General features: G+C 50.7%; 15 protein-coding genes and 1 pseudogene. 1 reads left to right on the top strand and 15 read right to left on the bottom strand.

The window, feature by feature from the left end:
- Positions 1–169: 169 nt before the first annotated feature.
- Positions 170–1,246, top strand: a complete 1,077-nt coding sequence (gene splB, locus AWJ19_RS28650; RefSeq protein ID WP_068728583.1) for a spore photoproduct lyase — start codon at positions 170–172, stop codon at positions 1,244–1,246.
- A gap of 17 nt (positions 1,247–1,263) precedes the next feature.
- Here splB and AWJ19_RS28645 read toward each other — a convergent pair whose 3' ends face one another.
- The 15 genes and pseudogenes from AWJ19_RS28645 to pflA form a co-directional block, all read right to left on the bottom strand.
- On the bottom strand, positions 1,264–1,977 hold the full coding sequence (locus AWJ19_RS28645) for a cytochrome c biogenesis CcdA family protein (protein WP_068728582.1): 714 nt from the start codon (positions 1,975–1,977) through the stop codon (positions 1,264–1,266).
- 47 nt (positions 1,978–2,024) lie between these two features.
- The gene (locus tag AWJ19_RS28640; RefSeq protein WP_068728581.1) at positions 2,025–2,828 is read right to left on the bottom strand and encodes a metal ABC transporter permease; all 804 of its coding nucleotides are present in this window, start codon (positions 2,826–2,828) and stop codon (positions 2,025–2,027) included.
- A gap of 786 nt (positions 2,829–3,614) precedes the next feature.
- Positions 3,615–4,364: a metal ABC transporter ATP-binding protein gene (locus AWJ19_RS28635; protein ID WP_068728580.1), complete on the bottom strand. Its 750-nt coding sequence runs from the start codon at positions 4,362–4,364 to the stop codon at positions 3,615–3,617.
- 44 nt (positions 4,365–4,408) lie between these two features.
- Positions 4,409–5,455: a zinc ABC transporter substrate-binding protein gene (locus AWJ19_RS28630; protein ID WP_068728579.1), complete on the bottom strand. Its 1,047-nt coding sequence runs from the start codon at positions 5,453–5,455 to the stop codon at positions 4,409–4,411.
- 566 nt (positions 5,456–6,021) lie between these two features.
- Positions 6,022–8,048 (bottom strand): annotated as a pseudogene (gene metG, locus AWJ19_RS28625) (methionine--tRNA ligase).
- Positions 8,049–8,426: 378 nt separating this feature from the next.
- Positions 8,427–8,690, bottom strand: coding sequence for a membrane protein insertion efficiency factor YidD (yidD, locus tag AWJ19_RS28620; protein ID WP_068728578.1), 264 nt, complete (start codon positions 8,688–8,690; stop codon positions 8,427–8,429).
- A gap of 1 nt (position 8,691) precedes the next feature.
- Complete coding sequence (locus AWJ19_RS28615) at positions 8,692–9,153, bottom strand: Fur family transcriptional regulator (RefSeq protein WP_068728577.1); 462 nt, start codon at positions 9,151–9,153, stop codon at positions 8,692–8,694.
- Between the two features lie 218 nt (positions 9,154–9,371).
- Entirely contained in the window at positions 9,372–11,618 is a 2,247-nt protein-coding gene (locus AWJ19_RS28610) for a stalk domain-containing protein (protein ID WP_068728576.1), read from the bottom strand.
- Positions 11,619–11,918: 300 nt separating this feature from the next.
- Positions 11,919–12,710, bottom strand: a complete 792-nt coding sequence (locus tag AWJ19_RS28605; protein ID WP_068728575.1) for a response regulator — start codon at positions 12,708–12,710, stop codon at positions 11,919–11,921.
- Complete coding sequence (locus tag AWJ19_RS28600) at positions 12,688–14,544, bottom strand: sensor histidine kinase (protein ID WP_068728574.1); 1,857 nt, start codon at positions 14,542–14,544, stop codon at positions 12,688–12,690. The genes AWJ19_RS28605 and AWJ19_RS28600 overlap by 23 nt, the downstream gene beginning before the upstream one ends.
- A 26-nt stretch (positions 14,545–14,570) precedes the next feature.
- The gene (locus tag AWJ19_RS28595; protein ID WP_068728573.1) at positions 14,571–15,401 is read right to left on the bottom strand and encodes a carbohydrate ABC transporter permease; all 831 of its coding nucleotides are present in this window, start codon (positions 15,399–15,401) and stop codon (positions 14,571–14,573) included.
- On the bottom strand, positions 15,401–16,285 hold the full coding sequence (locus AWJ19_RS28590; RefSeq protein ID WP_068728572.1) for a sugar ABC transporter permease: 885 nt from the start codon (positions 16,283–16,285) through the stop codon (positions 15,401–15,403). Before AWJ19_RS28590 ends, AWJ19_RS28595 begins: the two co-directional genes overlap by 1 nt.
- 86 nt (positions 16,286–16,371) lie before the next feature.
- The gene (locus AWJ19_RS28585) at positions 16,372–17,778 is read right to left on the bottom strand and encodes an extracellular solute-binding protein (RefSeq protein WP_068728571.1); all 1,407 of its coding nucleotides are present in this window, start codon (positions 17,776–17,778) and stop codon (positions 16,372–16,374) included.
- A gap of 209 nt (positions 17,779–17,987) precedes the next feature.
- The gene (locus AWJ19_RS28580; RefSeq protein ID WP_241781930.1) at positions 17,988–18,374 is read right to left on the bottom strand and encodes an HIT family protein; all 387 of its coding nucleotides are present in this window, start codon (positions 18,372–18,374) and stop codon (positions 17,988–17,990) included.
- 271 nt (positions 18,375–18,645) lie between these two features.
- Entirely contained in the window at positions 18,646–19,386 is a 741-nt protein-coding gene (gene pflA, locus AWJ19_RS28575) for a pyruvate formate-lyase-activating protein (RefSeq protein ID WP_068728570.1), read from the bottom strand.
- Positions 19,387–19,423 lie beyond the last annotated feature (37 nt).

The following is a 19,423-nucleotide window of genomic DNA, read 5'->3' as shown; positions in this document are numbered from 1 at the left end:
GAGCGTGGCACTGGGGCCGAGCCTTGCTCTAACAATGATACATGTTTCTGCCGCTCCTTGGCAAGTCCTGACGAAAAGCACCTGCTGCCATTAACGATGTTTACCATGATTTCAGGACAGCTGTAAATGGCACAATATCGTTAAGCCTATACGGAAGGAGTGTGAGTTCATGACAATCGCAATACCAGAACGTCCTGCTGTCAAAAGAAAGCCGAGACCCACCGGATTATTTATTCCTGAGCTGGTTTTTTTTGAGCCGGATGCCTTGAACTATCCCAAAGGGGAGCAGATCATGCAGTGGGTCAAAGCCCAGAACATCCCCTACCGGATGACCACCTCACATAACCGGATTACCAATCTGCCCGGTGAGGGCGAGCTGGAGCAATACAAAATCGCTAAGCGTACGCTTGTGGTAGGCCTGCGCAAAACGCTCACTTTTGACCAGTCTAAGCCTTCCGCCGATTATGCCATTCCTATTGCCACAGGCTGTATGGGCCATTGCCATTATTGTTATCTTCAGACCACGCTGGGCGCGAAGCCCTATATACGGGTGTATGTAAATACAGGAGATATCCTGGATGCCGCCAAAAAATACATCGATGAGCGTGCACCGGAAATCACCACCTTTGAAGCTGCCTGTACCTCCGACCCGCTGGGGCTGGAGCATATTACCGGCTCGCTGGCCGAGCTGATTACTTACATGGCCAAGGAGCCGCTGGCCCGGCTGCGCTTTGTTACCAAGTATCAGCATGTCGACCCCCTGCTCGGGCTGGAGCATAACGGGCATACCCGGATCCGCTTCAGCATTAATGCCGACTATGTAATCAAAAATTTTGAGCCTGCCACCGCCCGCTTCGAGGAACGGATTGAAGCCGCCGGGAAGGTTGCCAGAGCCGGTTATCCGCTGGGATTTATCATTGCGCCCATCATCTGGCACGACGGATGGGAGGAGGGTTATGCGGAGCTGCTAGCCAAGCTGGCTAAGGCACTGCCTCCGGGAACAGGCAAAGGCCTGACCTTCGAAATGATCCAGCACCGGTTCACCAAAACAGCCAAAGCAGTCATCGAGAAGCGTTACCCCAAAACCAAGCTGGAAATGGATATCGAGAAGCGCAAGAAAAAATGGGGCCGCTGGGGACAAAACAAATATGTCTATCCCGATGAACAGCAAACCGCCCTGCGCGAATTCATCACAGAGCGGATTTTTGAGCATTTCCCCGAGGCCGGTATTGATTATTTTACTTAAACAGTCCCATTAAACTGCTAAAAAATCAGCCAGTCCGGCGTAACTCCCTGCAGCCAGATTGTAATCCTGAACATCTGGTCGGTAAACAGCAGGAAGCCCATCAGGATCATTAGCGCTCCCCCGGCCTTCATCAGTGCATTCGAATACTTCAGAATGCGCCTTGCCCCGCCCAGGAAGAAGGCCAGCGCAAAGAACGGGAGCGCAAAACCGATGCTGTAGGCGGTGATCATGGTAAACCAGGTGCCCGGGTCACTGGCAGACAGAGCAATGATCGCCGTAAGAATCGGCCCGATGCACGGTGACCAGCCTGCGGAGAAGCCGATGCCGAAGATAAATGATCCGGCATACCCGGCCGGCTTCCACTTCAGATTCAGTTTGCGTTCACGCAGCAGAAACTGCGGCTGGAAGACGCCCAGCAGGAACAGCCCCATCACGATGATCAGAATGGCCGACAGCTGGCGGATCAGGTCCCGCTGGCCGTTAAAAAACTGTCCGAACAGCCCGGCACCAAAGCCGAGCGTATAGAAAACCGCCGAAAAACCCAAAATAAAAGCCAGCGTATGCGAGAGGGTCCGGAAACGGACCTCTTTGCTGTTGCTGCCTTTTTTAAGCTGCTGAACCGATAAGCCTGTAATATAGGACAGGTACGAGGGATAAAGCGGCAGACAGCAGGGCGAGATAAAGGACGCCACACCAGCGGCAAAAGCGATTCCTGCATTCAGATTGGACAAAGCGGCAGCTCTCCTTCCGGATTAGGGGTCACTTCGCTATTAATAAACTAGGCAGGCAGCCCTTTTTTGCCGATCAAAGTCAGGGCTAGCAGGGCAATAAGCAGCAGAACAATCGTTGCTCCCGGAGCAAGGTTCCAGACACCGGCAATAACAAGGCCGCCGACAACGGCGATTTCCGCAATGATTACAGACAGGACAACCGAAGACTTAAAGCTGCGCGACAGCAGCAGACTAATGGCTACCGGGATGGTCAGCAGCGCCGATACGAGCAGTGAACCGACAATTTTGATTGCTGTACTGATTACAAGCGCCGTAAGTACGGTAATCAGCATATTGAGCAGCTTGACCGGCAGCCCGCTGACGCTCGCCGCATCCTCTTCAAAGCTGAGCAGGAAAAACTCCTTGAAGAACAGCGCTACCACCACAACCACCGCTATAGTGACAATTCCGACGACGATCAGATCCGTATTGTCGAGAGTATAAATACTTCCGAACAAATAACTCATTACATCCGCATTATACCCTTTGCCTAATGTAAAGAACAGGGACGCCAATGCCACCCCGCCCGACATGATGATAGCGATAGAGAGCTCGGCATAGCTCTTATAGGCTTTGCGCAGCTTCTCGATTGCAAACGAAGCCACCACCGCAAAGATCAGCCCTGCTCCAAGCGGATAAAAGCCAGTCAGAAACCCGAGCGCCACCCCGGCAATCGTAACATGCGCCAGCGTATCTCCAATCATGGACAAACGCCGTAACACAAGAAAAACGCCGATCAGCGGCGCCGTAATCCCAATCATCAGCCCGCCCGCAAGCGCCCGCTGAAAAAAGTCACTGAATAAAATTTCCAAGATGATATCTCCTCTGACATGATCAAACTTTTTAATGAAAAATTTTTATTGAAAAAACTTTTGAAACCTTTAAAACAAACCACTTTGCAAAAGCGTTTCGAACCCTTAAAAACAAACCAACCTTCGCAGAGCGTTTCGAACCCTCCCAAACCCTCACATCCAAGGGAGGGCCTGGGGGCTCTGCCCTCTGGACACCCGTTTAGTGCAACTGGCATAGGCGTGCCGGCTTGTGGCATCTATTTGCGATGAGGAAGGATCGCTTACGTCCCTTACAGGGACACGCTTTACGGTTGGAGGTGTCTAGGGACAAGGTAGACCGTAATGTTACTTTAAGTGAAAAGGTAATATGTAGCAATAGCTTGGTCAAATATAGTATGGTCTCGGTGGAAGATCGGGCCACCCAGCCAAGGTGAGCTGAATTGCTTTACGCTTGCCTGGCACCAACTATCTCCCGCCTGCCCCAAACCACAATCATTTAAGCTCAGACCTAAGTGTACTTTGTGCAACTAGATCATGACAAAATAAGGGTAACAAGCAAATAGATGTACTTTGTACACCTATTCACGGAAAATAGAGCGATTTGGGCCTTTTTCGGCAAAAATAAGTGTGTAGAGTGCAGTTAAAACCTGCATTGGAGCAAAATCGCAGGTTTTAGTTGCACAAACTACAGTTATTTCGGCGCGCAGCCATTTAAACAATCGCACAGAGCATTCTAGTTTTACTATTTTAGCCTACTTTCAGCGTGTTTAACACTGTGCATGCGGACTAGCGGAGCAATGTGCCGATTTAGGCCAGCGTATGCTGAAGGTCCTCTGCTGCACAATTCTGGGCATCATGGGAGTGGCGGCAGTAAAAGTTGATTTTACCGTTGCTTTGTACCGGCTCATTGCCCAGGTAGCTCTTGATCATGTCGATGTCATGCGACACCATCAGGAAGGTCATATGGTGATGGGCATGCATGTGGAAAATAAGCTCAAAAAATCCCGCCTGCGTCTCCGCATCAATTCCGACCGTAGGTTCGTCCAGAATCAGCAGATCCGGATGGTTGATCAGTGCCCGGGCCAGGAAGACGCGCTGCTGCTGGCCGCCCGAGAGCTGGCCGACTCTTTTGTCCGCGATATCCTGAATCCGCATTACTTCCAGCGCGTCGTCGCATTGACGGTGCTGCGCTTTGGATACGCGGCGGATCAGATTTTTGTTGTTGTAAAGTCCGGACAGCACGACTTCGCGTACCGTAGCCGGGAACAGAGGGTTAAAGGCATTCTTTTGCGGAACATAGCCGATCCGTTCCCAGTCCTTAAATTTGCGTACAGACTGGCCGAACAGCTTGATATCTCCGCTGGTTGGCGGCAGCAATCCCACGATCATTTTCATCAAAGTGGTTTTGCCCGCTCCGTTGGAACCGATAATGCCAAGGAAATCCCGCTCCTTCACGGTGTAACTCAGACCGGAAATGACCTTCTGCTCTCCGTAGGAGAAGGACAAATCCTCTATTTCGATCATATGCTGATGGCAGTCCAGGGATACCGGTTGCATGATGTGTACCGCCTTTCACTTAACTTTCATTTATACTTTCTTTTTTATTGTAAGGCCTGGATCAGATTTTGCAAATTTTTCTCCATCAAAGTGAAATAATTATCGCCGTTCTTCTCCTGCGCTTCGGTAAGACCTTCCACCGGATTAAGCACCATGGTCTCTACTCCGGCTTCAGCCGCAAGTGTTTTGGCCAGCTTGTCGGAGACCAGCTCTTCGAAGAAAATATATTTGATGCCCTCTTCCTTAACCAGTGCCGCCAGATTCACCAGATCCTGGCCGCGCGGTTCTGCATCAGGAGACAAGCCCATAATCGCATGCTGGCTCAGACCGTAATCGCGGGCCAGATACGCAAACGCCTGATGGGATACAACAATTTCTTTATTCGGAACCTTCGCAAGCTCCGTCTCGAATTTACTGTCCAGGGCCTGCAGACGCTCAACCAGCTTGCTGTAGCGCTCCTCATAGCCTGCCTGATGTTCAGGATCAGCCGCAACCAGGCTTTCCCTAATGTTCTCAGCCATAATCAGTGCCGATTTCGGGCTTACCCAGGTATGCGGGTCAGTATGCAGACTGTCACCCGCTGCTTCATCAGCATGCTCCTCGTCAGCGTGTGCTTCATCAGCATGTTCCTCGTCAGCATGTGCTTCATCGGCATGTTCATCTTCGGCGTGGGCTTCTCCGCCATGATTATGCCCGTCATCTTCGTCAGTCATAATATAATCCACACCTTCGCTCACTGCAACGGCCTTCACTTCACTGCCGCTATCGAGGCTCTTCAGAAAATTCGGAACCCAGCCTTCAAGACCTGCACCATTGTACAGAAACAGCTGTGCTTTGGAAGTGTTGATGATATCCTGGCTGCGCGGAGTCCAGTCATGCGGCTCTACCCCGACAGGCAGCAGGTTGATTACATTGATATCATCTCCGCCGATTTCATTCGTAAACTCATATATAGGATAGAAAGTAGTAATAACATTTACTTTTCCTTCAACAATACTTCCGCTGCTCTTGGCTCCGCATGCTGTGAGTACCAGCAGTGCAAGCAGCGCAGGCATAAGCAGCATTTTCCGGTTCAATCCTTTGAAAGACATATTCTCTATCGACCCCTTAAATCGTAAATTTTACTATGAGAATTATAATAGTAATCGTTACGATAAGTCAACACTGAACTCTCCTTTCCACTCATGAATCTGCCGAAGGCCACTCCCGCGTACGAATAAGCAATGTGTTCACTCCCAATACCAATAATCTCCTCCCATCCAGCCACAATCCCAACATTCTAACTTCCGGTAAAAAAAGGAGTATTTCAAGTACAATAAGTGCACTACGGTCCGTTAGCCTCGCAATAGGGCCTCTGCATTGAACATAAGGTCTCCTCGGTCCGTTAGCCACCTAATGCTCGGCACAGCAGGAGTAGAGGCTGAAAAATCCGCTCACCCGAAGAATCCTCTTAACAGTATTAACTGCTTCTTAAGTCTTATAGCACCATCTCTTCCTCGCCAAAATAAAAGAACGCCTGCAGCCGGCGGGTTTCACCCTGTCTTATCAACAGTGTCTCCCGTTACCGGCATGCGGCGTTCTTCTATACGTACTGTTAACTCCGGCTTACGCCGATATGAACAGCCATGTTATGCAACTGTCTGTAACTGAAACCTGCCTACTTCACAATTGCTCCGTTCGGCATGCTGTCCGGCACAGTGGCGATGGTCAGCTGGTCGCCTTTGGAGGCTGCCAGAATCATACCCTGGGACAGCTCGCCGCGCAGCTTGACCGGCTTCAGGTTAACGATGCAGATCACCTTGCGACCCACCAGCTCTTCCGGTGTGTAGAACTTCGCAATGCCCGATACCACCTGGCGCTGCTCATAGCCCAGATCCAGCTGCAGCTTCAGCAGCTTGTCGGCCTTCTTCACCGGCTCAGCCGCAATAACCTGGGCTACGCGCAGCTCGGCTTTGGCGAAATCGTCGATGCCGATTTCTTCCTTGTGCTCTTCCTCCGGCTCTACAGCCGCCGGAGCATCTCCCGCAGCCGGTGCTGGAGCCGCCTCAGGCTCGGCTGCCGCCGGCTTGCCTGCACCCATCGCTTCGGCGATGTAGGCCACTTCCACGGCTACGTCAAGCCGCGGGAAGATCGGGTCGCCCTTGGCGAGCTTGGTGCCGGCCGGGATCAGGCCGAAGGTGCGGCCGCTGTCCCAGGTGGTCAGCTCGCCCGGCTGAATGCCCAGCTGCTCCCAGATCTTGGCCGGAGCGCCGGTCAGGAACGGCTGCAGCAGAATCGAAGCGGTGCGCAGTCCTTCCACCAAATGTCTCATTACGGAGGCAAGCTCACCGTTTCTGCTCTCATCCTTGGCCAGCACCCAAGGCTGGGTTTCATCGATGTACTTGTTCGTACGGCTGATCAGCGCGCCGATGGCGGTAAGCGCAACGGAGAACTCCATCTTTTCCATTGCTTCTTCTACCTTCGCATAGGTGCTCTCTACAGCAGCTTCCAGCTCGCCGTCAAAGGCCGTAACTTTGCCAGCGTAAGCCGGCAGCTCGCCGCCGAAATATTTCTCCACCATAGCTCCGGTACGGTTCAGCAGGTTGCCGAGGTCATTCGCCAGGTCTAGTTGATCCGGTCAACAAAACTTTCCGGAGTAAACGTACCGTCAGAGCCGAACGGAACCTCACGCAGCAGGTAGTAGCGCAGCGCATCCAGGCCGTAGCGGTCGATCAGGGTTACCGGATCTACTACATTGCCTTTGGATTTGGACATTTTGCCGTCCTTCATCAGCAGCCAGCCGTGGGCAAACACCTTCTTAGGCAGCGGCTCGCCCAGCGCCATCAGGATGATTGGCCAGTAGATCGTATGGAAACGGACGATTTCCTTGCCGACAATGTGTACATCCGCCGGCCAGAACTTGTCGTACAGACTGCGGTCGGCAGAGCCGTAACCGAGAGCTGTAATATAGTTGGTGAGTGCATCGATCCATACATAAACTACGTGCTTGGCATCGCCTTTTACCTTTACGCCCCAGTCAAAGGTTGTGCGGGAAACAGCGAGGTCCTCCAGACCCGGCTTGATGAAGTTGTTGATCATTTCGTTCTTGCGTGATTCCGGCAGAATAAATTCCGGATTCTCCTCGTAGAACTTGAGCAAGCGGTCAGCATATTTGCTCATCCGGAAGAAGTAGCTCTCTTCTTTTACCAGCTCAACCGGGTGTCCGCTGTCCGGGCTTTTGCCTCCGGTAATGTTGCCGTCCGCATCACGTTCGATGTCCACGAGCTGCGTTTCCGTATAGAAGGTTTCATCAGAGATACAATACCAGCCCTCATATTCGCCTTTGTAGATATCACCCTGCTGCAGCAGCCGGTCAAAAATATCAGCAACCACTGTTTTATGGCGTTCCTCTGTAGTGCGGATGAAATCATCATTGGAGATGTCCAGCTTACGCCACAGCTCCTTGATTCCTAGAACAATTCCGTCAACGAACTCCTGAGGCGTCTTGCCGGCCTTGGCGGCCTTTTCCTCAATTTTCTGCCCATGCTCGTCCGTACCGGTCAGATAGCGTACTTCATAGCCGCGCAGCCGCTTGTAACGGGCCATTGCATCGCCGGCTACTGTCGAATAGGCGTGTCCGATATGCAGCTTGTCGCTCGGATAGTAGATTGGGGTTGTCAGATAAAATGTTTTGTTCTCACTCATTGATCCTGTTCATCCTTTCGTATTGGCAAATCTCATGATCATGCAGCTTAGGTCACACAAAAAACTCCCGCCCCAATATGGGGCGAGAGTATACTCACGCGATACCACCCAAAGTTCCCCGGCTCCTCACAGAGCACAGGCTTCGCCAGTTCTTAATCAAGAACTGTCCATTAACGCTGGATCACGCTGTGTCCTTACGACAGGCCGCTTATTTCCGCAGCCGCTGCTCAGGCACAGTTCCTCCCGGACCATCTTCAATCTGTGCACCATACCGGTTCCCAGCGCTCCCGGCTCTCTGTAATGGCCAACCTGATTTACTTATCCGTTCCTCGGAATGCATATTATTCTCCAAAATATACCCAAAAATCCGCCATCCTGTCAAGTCGGCCGGACAGCCCCTTCATCCGGCGGCTGGTCCTCCCGCGGAGGGACAGGATCAAGCCCTCCCGGATGGAAGGGATGGCATCTGGCAATCCGCTTGGCGGCCAGCCAGGAGCCCTTCACCGGGCCGTGCACTTCTATCGCCTCCAGCGCGTACGCCGAGCAGGTTGGATAGAACCGGCAGGTCGCAGGCTTCAGCGGTGATATGAACTTGCGGTATACCCTGATCGGCGCCTGGACCGTTCTGCGCAGGTCCGGCATATCAGCGGCCTTCTTTGCCGTGGGCTGCAAGCGCAGATTCTGCTTCCTTGCCGCTCTCACAGTCTTTGCAGTAACCGAACACCTCAAATTTATGCTTGACTACCCGGAACTGGTCCGGAGTATCCGTTAGATTCATCGGGCAGAAATGAATCGGGTAAGTCTTCATGCATTGAAGGCAGATCATATGATGATGATGATGGTCCTGATTGCAGCTGGCTTTGAATTTAACGCCGTCTTCAAATACCACCTGTTCAAGCACACCCAGCTCTTCCATGACACGCAGGTTGCGGTATACCGTATCAAAGCTGAGTCCGCTGTACTTGCGGCCCATATAATCATAGACATCCTTCGCCGACAAATATCCCGTATTCTCGCCGAATAACTTGGCAAGCGTCTTGCGCTGATCGGTGATTCGCAGCCCCTGCCCCGACATGGCTTCCAGTATTTGTTCTGTCGACAGCATTCGCTCATCTCCCATAACATAATTCATTTGCTGTTGCACTCTCTTTATAATGCCCCAAAACCATTGCTCCGTCAATCAAGCACCACGGCCGTGCAGTCTTTCTTCCCGGTGTTTTGCCGGAATCAAAAATTTGAGCCACGGGTAGATACAGCAAAACCGGCTAAAGTCCCTGTTAACAGGGCTTTAACCGGTTTTATCGTAACTTAACCTTTAATATCCTATTGCTTCAACGCAGGCAGCGGTGTAAATACAAAGTTCACCGGCAGATTGCTTCCTGAAGCCACCGAGAATACAATTTCCACTGGTCCTTCAAAATTACCGGAACGGTATACAACTGCGTTCATATCAGAGCTGGACAGGCTGCCTTTGTTTGGCAGATTGACAATGGTGCCATTAACCATTACCGATCCAAGGTAATTACCACCACGCGGGTTGAACGTAATCAGTGTGTTGGCGGCCACACGTTCGAGTCTGATTTTGTACAGCACACCGAAGTTCCCGGCATTTGACGCTTCCGTTCCTGTCATCGGATCAATACCGATCAGATTCAGGTCATTTCTGTTATCCCCCAGAATCAGCTTGGACTGGGTCGTTCCGACCACATCACTTACATTGATGATCCGGGTAGAATCCGGATAAGTACCGCGGTTGTGCACACCGTCACGGTCCAGAACCGGCAGGGTAGGCAGGAGGGCAATCGGGTCCTTGCTCTCTTCAACCATAACCACGTTGTATTGAACCGTCAGATCACTGAACAGATCAGCGCTAAGCGACAATACCTCGCCCGGCTTCATCGCGATTTTGTTAATATCCGTCAGAATAGCTCTGCTCTCACCCGGCAGCAGGGTTGTTGTGTTGTATTTCTCGTTGGTAATCATTGAATTATAATACTTCAGGATCGAGATTTTACCAGTATATTCCGGAGAAGTGACCGGACCGGCAATCCCGGAATACTGCGTTGTAATCGTCGTCGGATACAGATTGTTGTTGGTTGCAATAACGTACAGCTTCTGTCTCGTAGACATGTTGTTCAAGTGATGAACAAGGAAGCGGGTATTGCCGACCGAAGTTTCGCGGTACAGCACGCCCTCCTGATTTACTGTTTCCGGGCTGTTACTGCGGATGAGCTTGTAATTTTCTGAAGACAAATTATAAGTCAGGTTAGGCAGGCCGGGAATCGATCCGCCGTCCATGGAGATCACGTCCCCAGGCACCGTGAACAGCTTCGCTACCTCATCCTGGGTGTACAGCTGCTCGCTGGTAATATTAATGGTCTTTTCAAAGGTGCTGCTCAATCCGTGCTTATCGGTTACCTTCAGCTGGATCGACACCGGGCCCGGGTTGAAGAATGCGAGTGCGCGGTTCGTCCATTCCGCTGTAAGCTCTTCGTACTCCGGATCATAGCTGAGATCGGTCAGGGTGATTGGTTCACCCATTTTGTATTCTTCTTTGTTAGTGGTGAAATTGGCGACCGGCGGCTGGTTCGGCTGCAAAACCTTAATTGTCACTGAATAAGGATCACTCCACTGCCCGTTCGCATCACGAACGGAATAAGTAACCGTATAATAGCCTGGCTGGTCATAGATATCCTGTTTATTGTCACTCCAGCGCTCCTCTACAATCGGCGTACCGTTCGGTGAAGAGCTGGAAGTGGTGTAGTTAATATAAGTCTGGCCGGCAAAAATTTCAGTTGACTGCACACTGAAGGTTGCTGTCGGCTTGGTGTTCAGCGTCAAAATAACACGTTTGCCAATGTTATCCACTGTATAAGGAAGATTGAGGGCGGCGGTAATCGAGGTCAGCGGAACCATAAAGGTGCCTTTGAACTGGTAAGCAGGCCCTTTCATTGTCACTTTTGTGCCGTTTACAGTATAAATTTTGCTGTCTGTCTTGAAGCGCATTACACTGCTGCCTTTGGTAACAACAACTTCCTTTGTTTTGGCCTCATAGGTGTAGCTTACGCCTACCATTTCAACCATCGCGCGGATGGAAACGTAGGATACTCCGTTCTTGACAGCCATCGGCTGGTTAGCCAGATAAGAAATTCCGTTTTTGTACATTTGTCTGCTGTTCATATGCAGGATAAGCTGGTTAGCAGAGGTTCCGTATACAGCGTTTACCGTATTCTGCGGCTGAACGACAGTTCCATCTGTAGCAGCAGGTGCTGCAGTTTCCGTTGGAACCGGTGTAGCAGTGGCCGATGGAGCTGCAGTTGCAGCAGGCTCAGGGGTAACGCCCGGATTCGGAGTGGCTGTCGGTGTGACCGTACCTGCAGGCACCTCACTCGGCAGCGGATCTGTAGCTTCAGGCTGAACAACGGCCTCACTAGGCTGAACAGCCTGTACTGTACTTACTACAGTGCCGGTTACTCCGGCGGTACTTACCGGTACGGCATAAGCCGGAACCGCAGCTGCGGCCTGAGATACAGCCAATGCAGCGACTAACGTTAATTTTTTTAAATTCATGGTATGACTCCTTCTGCTCCCATTTTTAGTCTATAAGGCAGGTGTGTTCTCTGTCTGCTTATAATCCCGTAAAACAAAACGCTTTAACAGCTGCCGTGAAGCTGTTTTTTTGCCACGCTCTTTTTACAAAACATAGTATTAGACGCTGCGGCCCTCAAAAAGTTTCATTTTATGTAAAGAAAAAAAACAAAGACGATTCCCCCTTCACCCTCCAGGTTAATCGTCCACGCATCGAGCTTTGTATTAGACTTTATATTGGTTACCCTTTTTTACAGTCGCCATTCAGGAAATTCCAGCCGGTTAATGTTCTTCAGGACTTCGGCTGCGGTCACGGTACTCTTTCGGGGTCATCCCCGTCTGCTTCTGGAATACCTTGGTAAAATAGCGCCGCTCCTGGTATCCCACACCCGCGCTGATCGCCGTTATGCTTTTATCAGTGCCAGCAAGCATGACCTTAGCCGCTTCAATCCGCTGCTGGGTCACATATTCCACAAAGGTCATCGCGAACCGGTTCTTAAACAGAAGACAGAAGTAACTGCTGCTGATGCCGATCCTGCCAGCCACTTCTTCAATTCCGAGATCGTAGTGCAGCCGCTCCGAAATGTATTTTGCGGCCTGGTTCATCAGCTGCTCGGGTGTTTTCCGGGACGTATTCTCTTCAGCAGGCAACTCCTGAAATAATGGAACGCTGTTGTACAGCTTATCCTTGTACTGTCTGCTGCGGATTTGCGCGCCGATATTGCGCACCTTGTTGCCAAGCTCCTCATAATGAATCGGCTTGCAGATGTACTCCTTGACTCCGAGCCGGATCGCTTCCCGGGCATAATCGAACTCCTGATACCCGCTTAGCAGCAGTACCTCGCTCTCCAGGCCCATTTCCCGCAGCTTGCTGACGAAGGTAAGACCATCCATAACCGGCATGCGGATGTCACAAAGCACCAGGTCAGGCGCCTCCGCCTCGGCAATTCTGAGCGCCTCCATCCCGCTGCGCGCCATGCCTGCAACCTCCATTCCCATCTCCTGCCACGGCAGCACTTTGTTGAGATTGTTCAGAATAGGGGCTTCATCGTCAACCAGCAGAACCTTTAGCATAATGATCTTCCCCCTGCTCATATTTGGGAATGACGCACTGGATAACCGTTCCGGTTCCGGGACTGGCGCAGATAAAGATTCCGTACCGGTTGCCGTACTCAATGCGGATACGGTCAGCCACGCTGCGGACGCCCAGCCCCCGCCGTTCCTGGTGGCGCATGCCATCTCCTGTCCGGGATGAAGCATCTGCCTCAGCCGGATCGTGAACCATATATTGGAACACAGACAGCTGGGCCGGTGTCATACCAATTCCGTTATCCTCGATCCGCAGAATCAGATTGCCCCGCTCCTCCCAGCCTTTTACCGTTACCAGGCCGTGGTATCCGATCCCCTCGAACCCGTGCTGAATGCTGTTCTCCACCAGCGGCTGCAGTGTCAGCTTCAGGATGCCGCAGCCCAGCAGCTCATCAGGAATGTCGATTTCATAATCGAATACATCCTCGAACCGGAACTTCTGGATATCCAGATAGTTGCGCAGATGGGTAACTTCCTCCTGCAGTGTAATTTCGTCCCGGTCCTGAATACTGATCCGCAGAATACCGGCCAGCCGGTAGACCATCTCACTGACCTTCCGCCCTTCATTCTGGACAGCAAGCACATTGATCGACTCCAGTGTATTGAACAGAAAATGCGGCTTGATCTGCGCCTGCAGCACCCGCATTTCCGCCTGGTTTTTGCGGCGCTGCTCGACCTGAATCCGGTTGAACAGCGTATTGATTTTGTTCATCAGATCGTTGATGCCTCTGGCCAGCAGGGTCATCTCGTCATTGCCTTTTTCCTCTACCCTTGTGGTCAGGTCGCCATCCTCTACCCGCCGCATGAAGCGGACAATGACAGCAATGCCGCCGGTAATCCGGTTCATAAAAAACAGGTTAAATATGACCGCTGCCAGCAAGCACAGGAAAATCACGGCTACGAACCAGCGGGCGAACACCGTAACCTCGCGGGACAGGGAATCCCACGAGGTGACCGAGACCAGGCTCCAGGGGTAGTCCTTGAGATGATAGACGGACAGAATGCTTTTTTCGCCGGCAAACTCTGTTCTGAAGCTCTGAAAGCCCGGCTTATACGTAATTTTTTTAGCTGTAAAAGAGCTCAAATCCTGCCCGTCCAGACTGTGGTCCGGATCAAGCAGGATCATCCCGTTATCATTGACCAGCATAAAAGAAACCTTCTGGCTGCTGTCCCCGATTTTCAAATTGCGGAAGATCGATTCGAACTCCCAGTTCTTGATCTGTACCACCAGAATACCGATATTCTGAAAAAAGCTAAGCTCCTTAATCAGACGGATCTGTGTAAATACCGGCTCTGTTCCGGTCAGCTCAGGATACTCATGCGGCGCCAGCCACTTGGGCACACCGTTAAGCTCCATTACTTCCTGGTACAGCTCACTTCCCTTGAATTTTTCGTACGGTAGCGTCCGGAAGTTTTCCTTGGTGAATACCGAGACAATTTCCGAGCTGCCTTTTCCGTTAAAATTGTACAAAAACGCATAGCTGATCGACGGATGATTGTATAACAGACTCCGGAAATTGCGCTGGCTTGCGTTCAGGCTGAGCTGCTCGGCATCGGTCAGATCCTGCTTGGAGGGATCATCCGCACTGAGTGCCATGTGGAACACCGAGGTGGCTATCCCGTTGTCCGTTACATTGTTCATATCCTTGAACACATTGGAGATGCTGTAGCTGATCGCTTTGAGTGAATACTCAGACTGCTGGCTGTACTTCTTCTCAATGGAGTTATACGTGACGAAGAACATAATCATGCCAAGGGTAAATAGCGGAATAATGATCAGGCCCAAAAAAGCAGTAAATAATTTATAGCGCAAATTCATAAGCTGCGCTCCTGACTGTAATTAGGTTAGCCCTTTACGCTGCCTGCCGTTACACCTTCAATGATTTTCTCCTGCAAAATGGCATAAATGATAACCACCGGCAGTACGCTGTAGACGATACCCGCGGACATCTGCGCATAGTTCATCTGATACTGATCACGGAATTGGACCATTCCCACCGGAAGCGTGCGCAGCTCATCATTGGAAAGAAAATAGTTGGCCAGCAAAAACTCATTCCAATTTCCCAGGAAATTGACGATGAAAACTGTAACCATGGCGGGAACCGTCAGAGGTACAATAATCTTAGCAAAGATACCCGGGGCCTTCAACCCATCCATTACCGCCGCTTCCTCAATTTCACTGGGAAGTGAACGCATGAAGGCAGCGAGAATAATGATCGTAAACGGGATCGCATTGGCAATATACGGAATAATGAGCGCCCAGTGTGTGTTCAGAATATGCAGCTTACGTACAATCGTATAGATCGGCAGCATCAGCGCGTTATTCGGAATCAGCATTCCGACCAGCACAAACGAGTATAGCAGCAAATTCCAGCGTCCGTGGCGCATCCGGGTAACCGCGAAGGCGAACATACTGGCCAGGATAATCGATACCACAGAGGCAAAGACCGAGATGTATAAGCTGTTAAAAAAATACGTGCTGATCTTCGCGTTCACCCAGGCTTCCACGTAGTTATTGAATACGAACTCCTTCGGAATGCCGAAGGGGTTCAAGGCTATCGAGTTATTGTCCTTTTTTACAGAGGAGAACAGCACAAACAGGAACGGAAAAAGCACAACCAGCAGGTAGCCGAGCAGCGCGGCATGGGGCAGACCTTTTCTGAGAGCACGCGGCATCAGTATTCAATCCTTTCACTACGCCGGTTAAACAGCAGCTGGTACACCACTGTCACGATAAGCGTAAATACGAAGATCAGGACCGCAATGGTATTGCCGTACCCGTATTTAAAGTTCGTGATTGCATACTTGATCATATAAGTCGCCATTACTTCAGTCGAACCGGCCGGACCGCCTTTGGTCATAACGATGACGATATCGGCCGCCTTCATTGCCCCGGCGATAGAGAGCATAATCACTACTGAAATGATCGGCACAATCAGCGGCAGGGTGATGCGTGTAGCCCGCTGGAAGCCCGTAGCCCCATCAATCGCTGCAGCCTCCTCAAGCTCTCCCGGAATAGCCAGAATCGCCGCCAGCACCATTACAATGTAGAATCCGGTCCATTGCCAGGCGTTGGTGATCAGAATCGACAGCATGGCAAACCGTTCATCGGACAGCCAGTATACCGGCTCGACACCGACTAAGCCTAACAGCTTATTAAACAGGCCGATATTGGGTTCATAGATGAAGCCCCAGAGAATACCGATGACTGCCGTTGACATGATGGAGGGCATAAATACTGCAGTTTTATACAGGCCCTTGAGCTTTTTGACATTTGCAATCAGCAAGGAGAACAGGACAATCAGCGGAACCTGGATAAAAACGGAGAACAGAATAAACCAGCCGTTATTTTTCACCGATATCCAGAAGCGGTCATCGCCGAGCGCTTTTTCATAATTCGACAGGCCGGTCATTTTAACTGTGTCGGATACACCGTTCCAGCTGGTCAGGCTGTAATAGACGGAGCTGAATATCGGATAGATAAAGAAGATCAGGAACAAGGCAAGTGCAGGAAGAACGAACAGGATGAAGACGAGCGGATTTCTGAGCGCTTTATTCATAACTACCTCCGATGCTTAAGATCTGGGCGCCAATCTTTAAAAAAATGTACCCTGGAGCAGCCACCAGGGTACATTTCAATGGTTGCCTATTCCACAGCCGCGTTCGCTTCTTCCTGAACCTTCTGCAGCTCTTCGCCCATCTTCTCAGGAGTGGTCTGGCCGCCGATCAGCTTTTGAATCTGGATGTTGCTGATTTCGGTGGTCACATCCGCCTGAACCAGCGAGTCAAATGCTGGGAAGGAGGATGCGGAGTTATTGAGCACCGCCACGATTTCTTTCATCAGGTCATCGGTAATGTTCGCATCCAGCACTGCCTGGTCCAGCTTCATGGCCGGCAGGACGCCATCCTCGACCAGACCGCGGAGCTGCATTTCTTCATTGTACATATTTTTAATGAAGGATTTTACGGCAGCCAGCTGGCGTTCATCTTCACCTGCGGAAGCAGAGAAGCCGTAGCCGTTGTTCACATCACGCATCAGCGCTGTCTGATCACCCACTCCGCCGTCAACCGCCGGAATGTTGAAGAAACCGACCTTGCCAATCAGACCTTCGCCGGACTGCCCGGCTTTGAATACAGAGGATTTCCATGTTCCGTCATACATCAGGATCGCTTCACCGCTGGTAAATTGAGTGGTATATTCAGCATATTCGAATCCGAGCTCACCTTTTTTAAAGTAGCCGTTATCGACCCACTCCTTGTATTTGGCAAAGCCTTTGACAACATTCGGGTCACTCCACTTTGCCTCACCGGTAGCGAATTTTGCTGTTACATCCGGTCCGGCATAGCGGGACCACAAGTGGTTAGCCAGCATAAGCGGTACCCAGCCTGCTTTGGAGGCGCCAGCCAGCGGCACTTTGCCATCCGCTTTGATATCAGCCAGCTGCTGCTCCAGCTCGGCAAAGGTGGCCGGAGCCTTCCAGCCCTTGCTTGCATAATATTCCTTGTTATAGAAGAAGCCCTCACCAGAGCCGCCAATCGGCAGTCCGTAGATTTTGCCTTCATAAGTAAACGGATCAAGATTGGAGAATTTGTCCTTGATGCCCAGCTCCTCAAGAATCGGGGTCAGATCCAGCAGCTTGCCTTCCTTTGCATAAATCTTGGAATCCGGGCTGCCGAAAAGATCGAAAATTTCCGGCGGGTTGCCGGCGGCCATTTCACCGCGCAGCTTCTCTTTGCGGTTCACATCCGAATCCACCCCATCGAGCTTAAAGGTCAGGCCGGGCACTTCCTCCTGCACCTTGCCGACTACATCCTCCAGGATGGCCAGACGCTTTTGCTTGTCGGCACCAACCTGGGTGTGGCGGATGGTCATTTCAAAAGGTTCTGTATTCGCAGGTTCTTCTGTTGCAGGGGCGTTCGTTGCGGCTGTTTCGCTATTTGTTGCCGCGGCTTCCCCGTTGTTACCTGCATTATTGTTGTTTCCGCCACAGGCAGTCAACAGCGCAGAAGTTACAAACATCAGGGACAACAGCATCGTTATACTCTTTCTCATTACGGGTGACCCTCCCTATTTAATGATTTCCCTTACACCTCTTATTATAAAAAACGTCATTTGTAATCGTAAGGTTAACATTCATCTACAATAGGGATAAAAACCTCTAATGTAAGCGAATACATCACTTTTAAGTTACATTCACAGTAACTTTATATAACACATAATCTGATTTTACAAGTTCAATAATCTTTTTCCCGTCATAAAACTTATACATCACGCTTCTTTCTTTGTTCAAAATGCTCCTTCAGCCTGCTTGAATATAACATCCGTTCTTCAGCAGTGGTTATTCTGGCTCTTGATGTGTACAGCTGATCCTGATCATATCGGGGAAATACATGCAGATGATAATGCCACACATCCTGGCCGCCTGACGGCTCGTTGTGCTGCCGCGAAGAAACACCGTCACACCTGTACGTTTCCTTTAGCGCCTTAGCCACTTCAATTTCCAGCCTATGTATGCGGTCGGAGAGCGCCCCTGTCAGACTGTAGATATTCTCAATATGCGTATTGGGAATAATGAGCACATGTCCGCGATTACCCGGCCACCAGTGCGAGGCAATAAATGCGGTAACCAGCTCATCCTGGTAAAAGATATCCGACTGTCTGGAAAGAACATGCTCGTTTTCGATCCCTTGTACAAGCAGACAGAAAGGACATTGGTAATGCTACGGCTCATGGATAACATTTTTCATTATTATCTCTCCTGTCAGTGAGTTATCAAATATGCTGCGTTCCCTTGCTCAATGGTTACTATATCATGAGTTTTCGCAGTGCAACATGAGCTTTGTTTCCTCTTCTGAAGCCATGCAAAAAAGCCGCTCCGCAGCTATCGCTAACAGGAACGGCTTCATATATCTGTTTCCATTACTTAACCAGAGCGGTTTCTTTGCGCCCCTCTTCAATCAGCCGGTACGCACGCTGTACTTCCTCATCGCTTGGTGAAGGCACCCCTTCAAGCTCGTAAGGACGGCCCAGCTCTTGCCATTTATAAATCCCCATCTGATGATAAGGCAGGATTTCAAACTTCTCTACCCCGTTCAGGGTTCCGATAAAACGTCCAAGGTTAAGCAAATCTTCTTCTTTATTATGAATGCCGGGAACATATACGTGGCGGATCCACATTTTACGGTTATGATCAGACAACCAGCGGGCCAGCTTCAGTGTGCGGTCATTGGATTTACCGGTCAGCTTAATATGAGCTTCATCGTCGATATGCTTCAGGTCCAGCAGGACAAGATCGGTAACATCCAGCAGATCGCTGATCTTGGAGCCGTCATTATAACCGTTGGAATCCAGGGTAGTATGCAGATTCCAGCGTTTCTTCACTTCTGTAAACAGCTGCTTCACGAAATGTGCCTGCAGTGTGGGCTCACCACCAGAAACGGTAAGCCCGCCGCCGGAAGTCTTATAATAATTCAAGTACGGCTCGATTTCCGCAAGTACTTCTTCGAGTGTCATTTCCTTGCCTTCGTTCAGCCCCCAGGTATCCGGGTTGTGGCAATACTGGCATTTAAGCAGACAGCCCTGCATAAAAAGCACGAAGCGGATTCCCGGGCCATCCACCGTTCCAAATGTCTCTAAGGAGTGGATATGTCCTTTAACCATATGAGGTCATCCTTTCAATGAAAAAAACTTAAAATTT

The organism is Paenibacillus sp. DMB5, from assembly GCF_001517085.1.
Lineage (GTDB): Bacteria > Bacillota > Bacilli > Paenibacillales > Paenibacillaceae > Paenibacillus_AQ.
This window is presented reverse-complemented; position numbering and strand designations above follow the sequence as displayed.

Coding starts and splice junctions, on each gene's coding strand:
- pflA (WP_068728570.1), bottom strand. CDS start 19,386: ATGGTTAAAGGACATATCCACTCCTTAGAGACATTTGGAACGGTGGAT.
- AWJ19_RS28595 (WP_068728573.1), bottom strand. CDS start 15,401: ATGCCGCGTGCTCTCAGAAAAGGTCTGCCCCATGCCGCGCTGCTCGGC.
- AWJ19_RS28635 (WP_068728580.1), bottom strand. CDS start 4,364: ATGCAACCGGTATCCCTGGACTGCCATCAGCATATGATCGAAATAGAG.
- splB (WP_068728583.1), top strand. CDS start 170: ATGACAATCGCAATACCAGAACGTCCTGCTGTCAAAAGAAAGCCGAGA.
- AWJ19_RS28605 (WP_068728575.1), bottom strand. CDS start 12,710: ATGCTAAAGGTTCTGCTGGTTGACGATGAAGCCCCTATTCTGAACAAT.
- AWJ19_RS28610 (WP_068728576.1), bottom strand. CDS start 11,618: ATGAATTTAAAAAAATTAACGTTAGTCGCTGCATTGGCTGTATCTCAG.
- AWJ19_RS28590 (WP_068728572.1), bottom strand. CDS start 16,285: ATGAATAAAGCGCTCAGAAATCCGCTCGTCTTCATCCTGTTCGTTCTT.
- AWJ19_RS28615 (WP_068728577.1), bottom strand. CDS start 9,153: ATGCTGTCGACAGAACAAATACTGGAAGCCATGTCGGGGCAGGGGCTG.
- AWJ19_RS28585 (WP_068728571.1), bottom strand. CDS start 17,778: ATGAGAAAGAGTATAACGATGCTGTTGTCCCTGATGTTTGTAACTTCT.
- AWJ19_RS28600 (WP_068728574.1), bottom strand. CDS start 14,544: ATGAATTTGCGCTATAAATTATTTACTGCTTTTTTGGGCCTGATCATT.
- AWJ19_RS28630 (WP_068728579.1), bottom strand. CDS start 5,455: ATGTCTTTCAAAGGATTGAACCGGAAAATGCTGCTTATGCCTGCGCTG.
- yidD (WP_068728578.1), bottom strand. CDS start 8,690: ATGCCGGACCTGCGCAGAACGGTCCAGGCGCCGATCAGGGTATACCGC.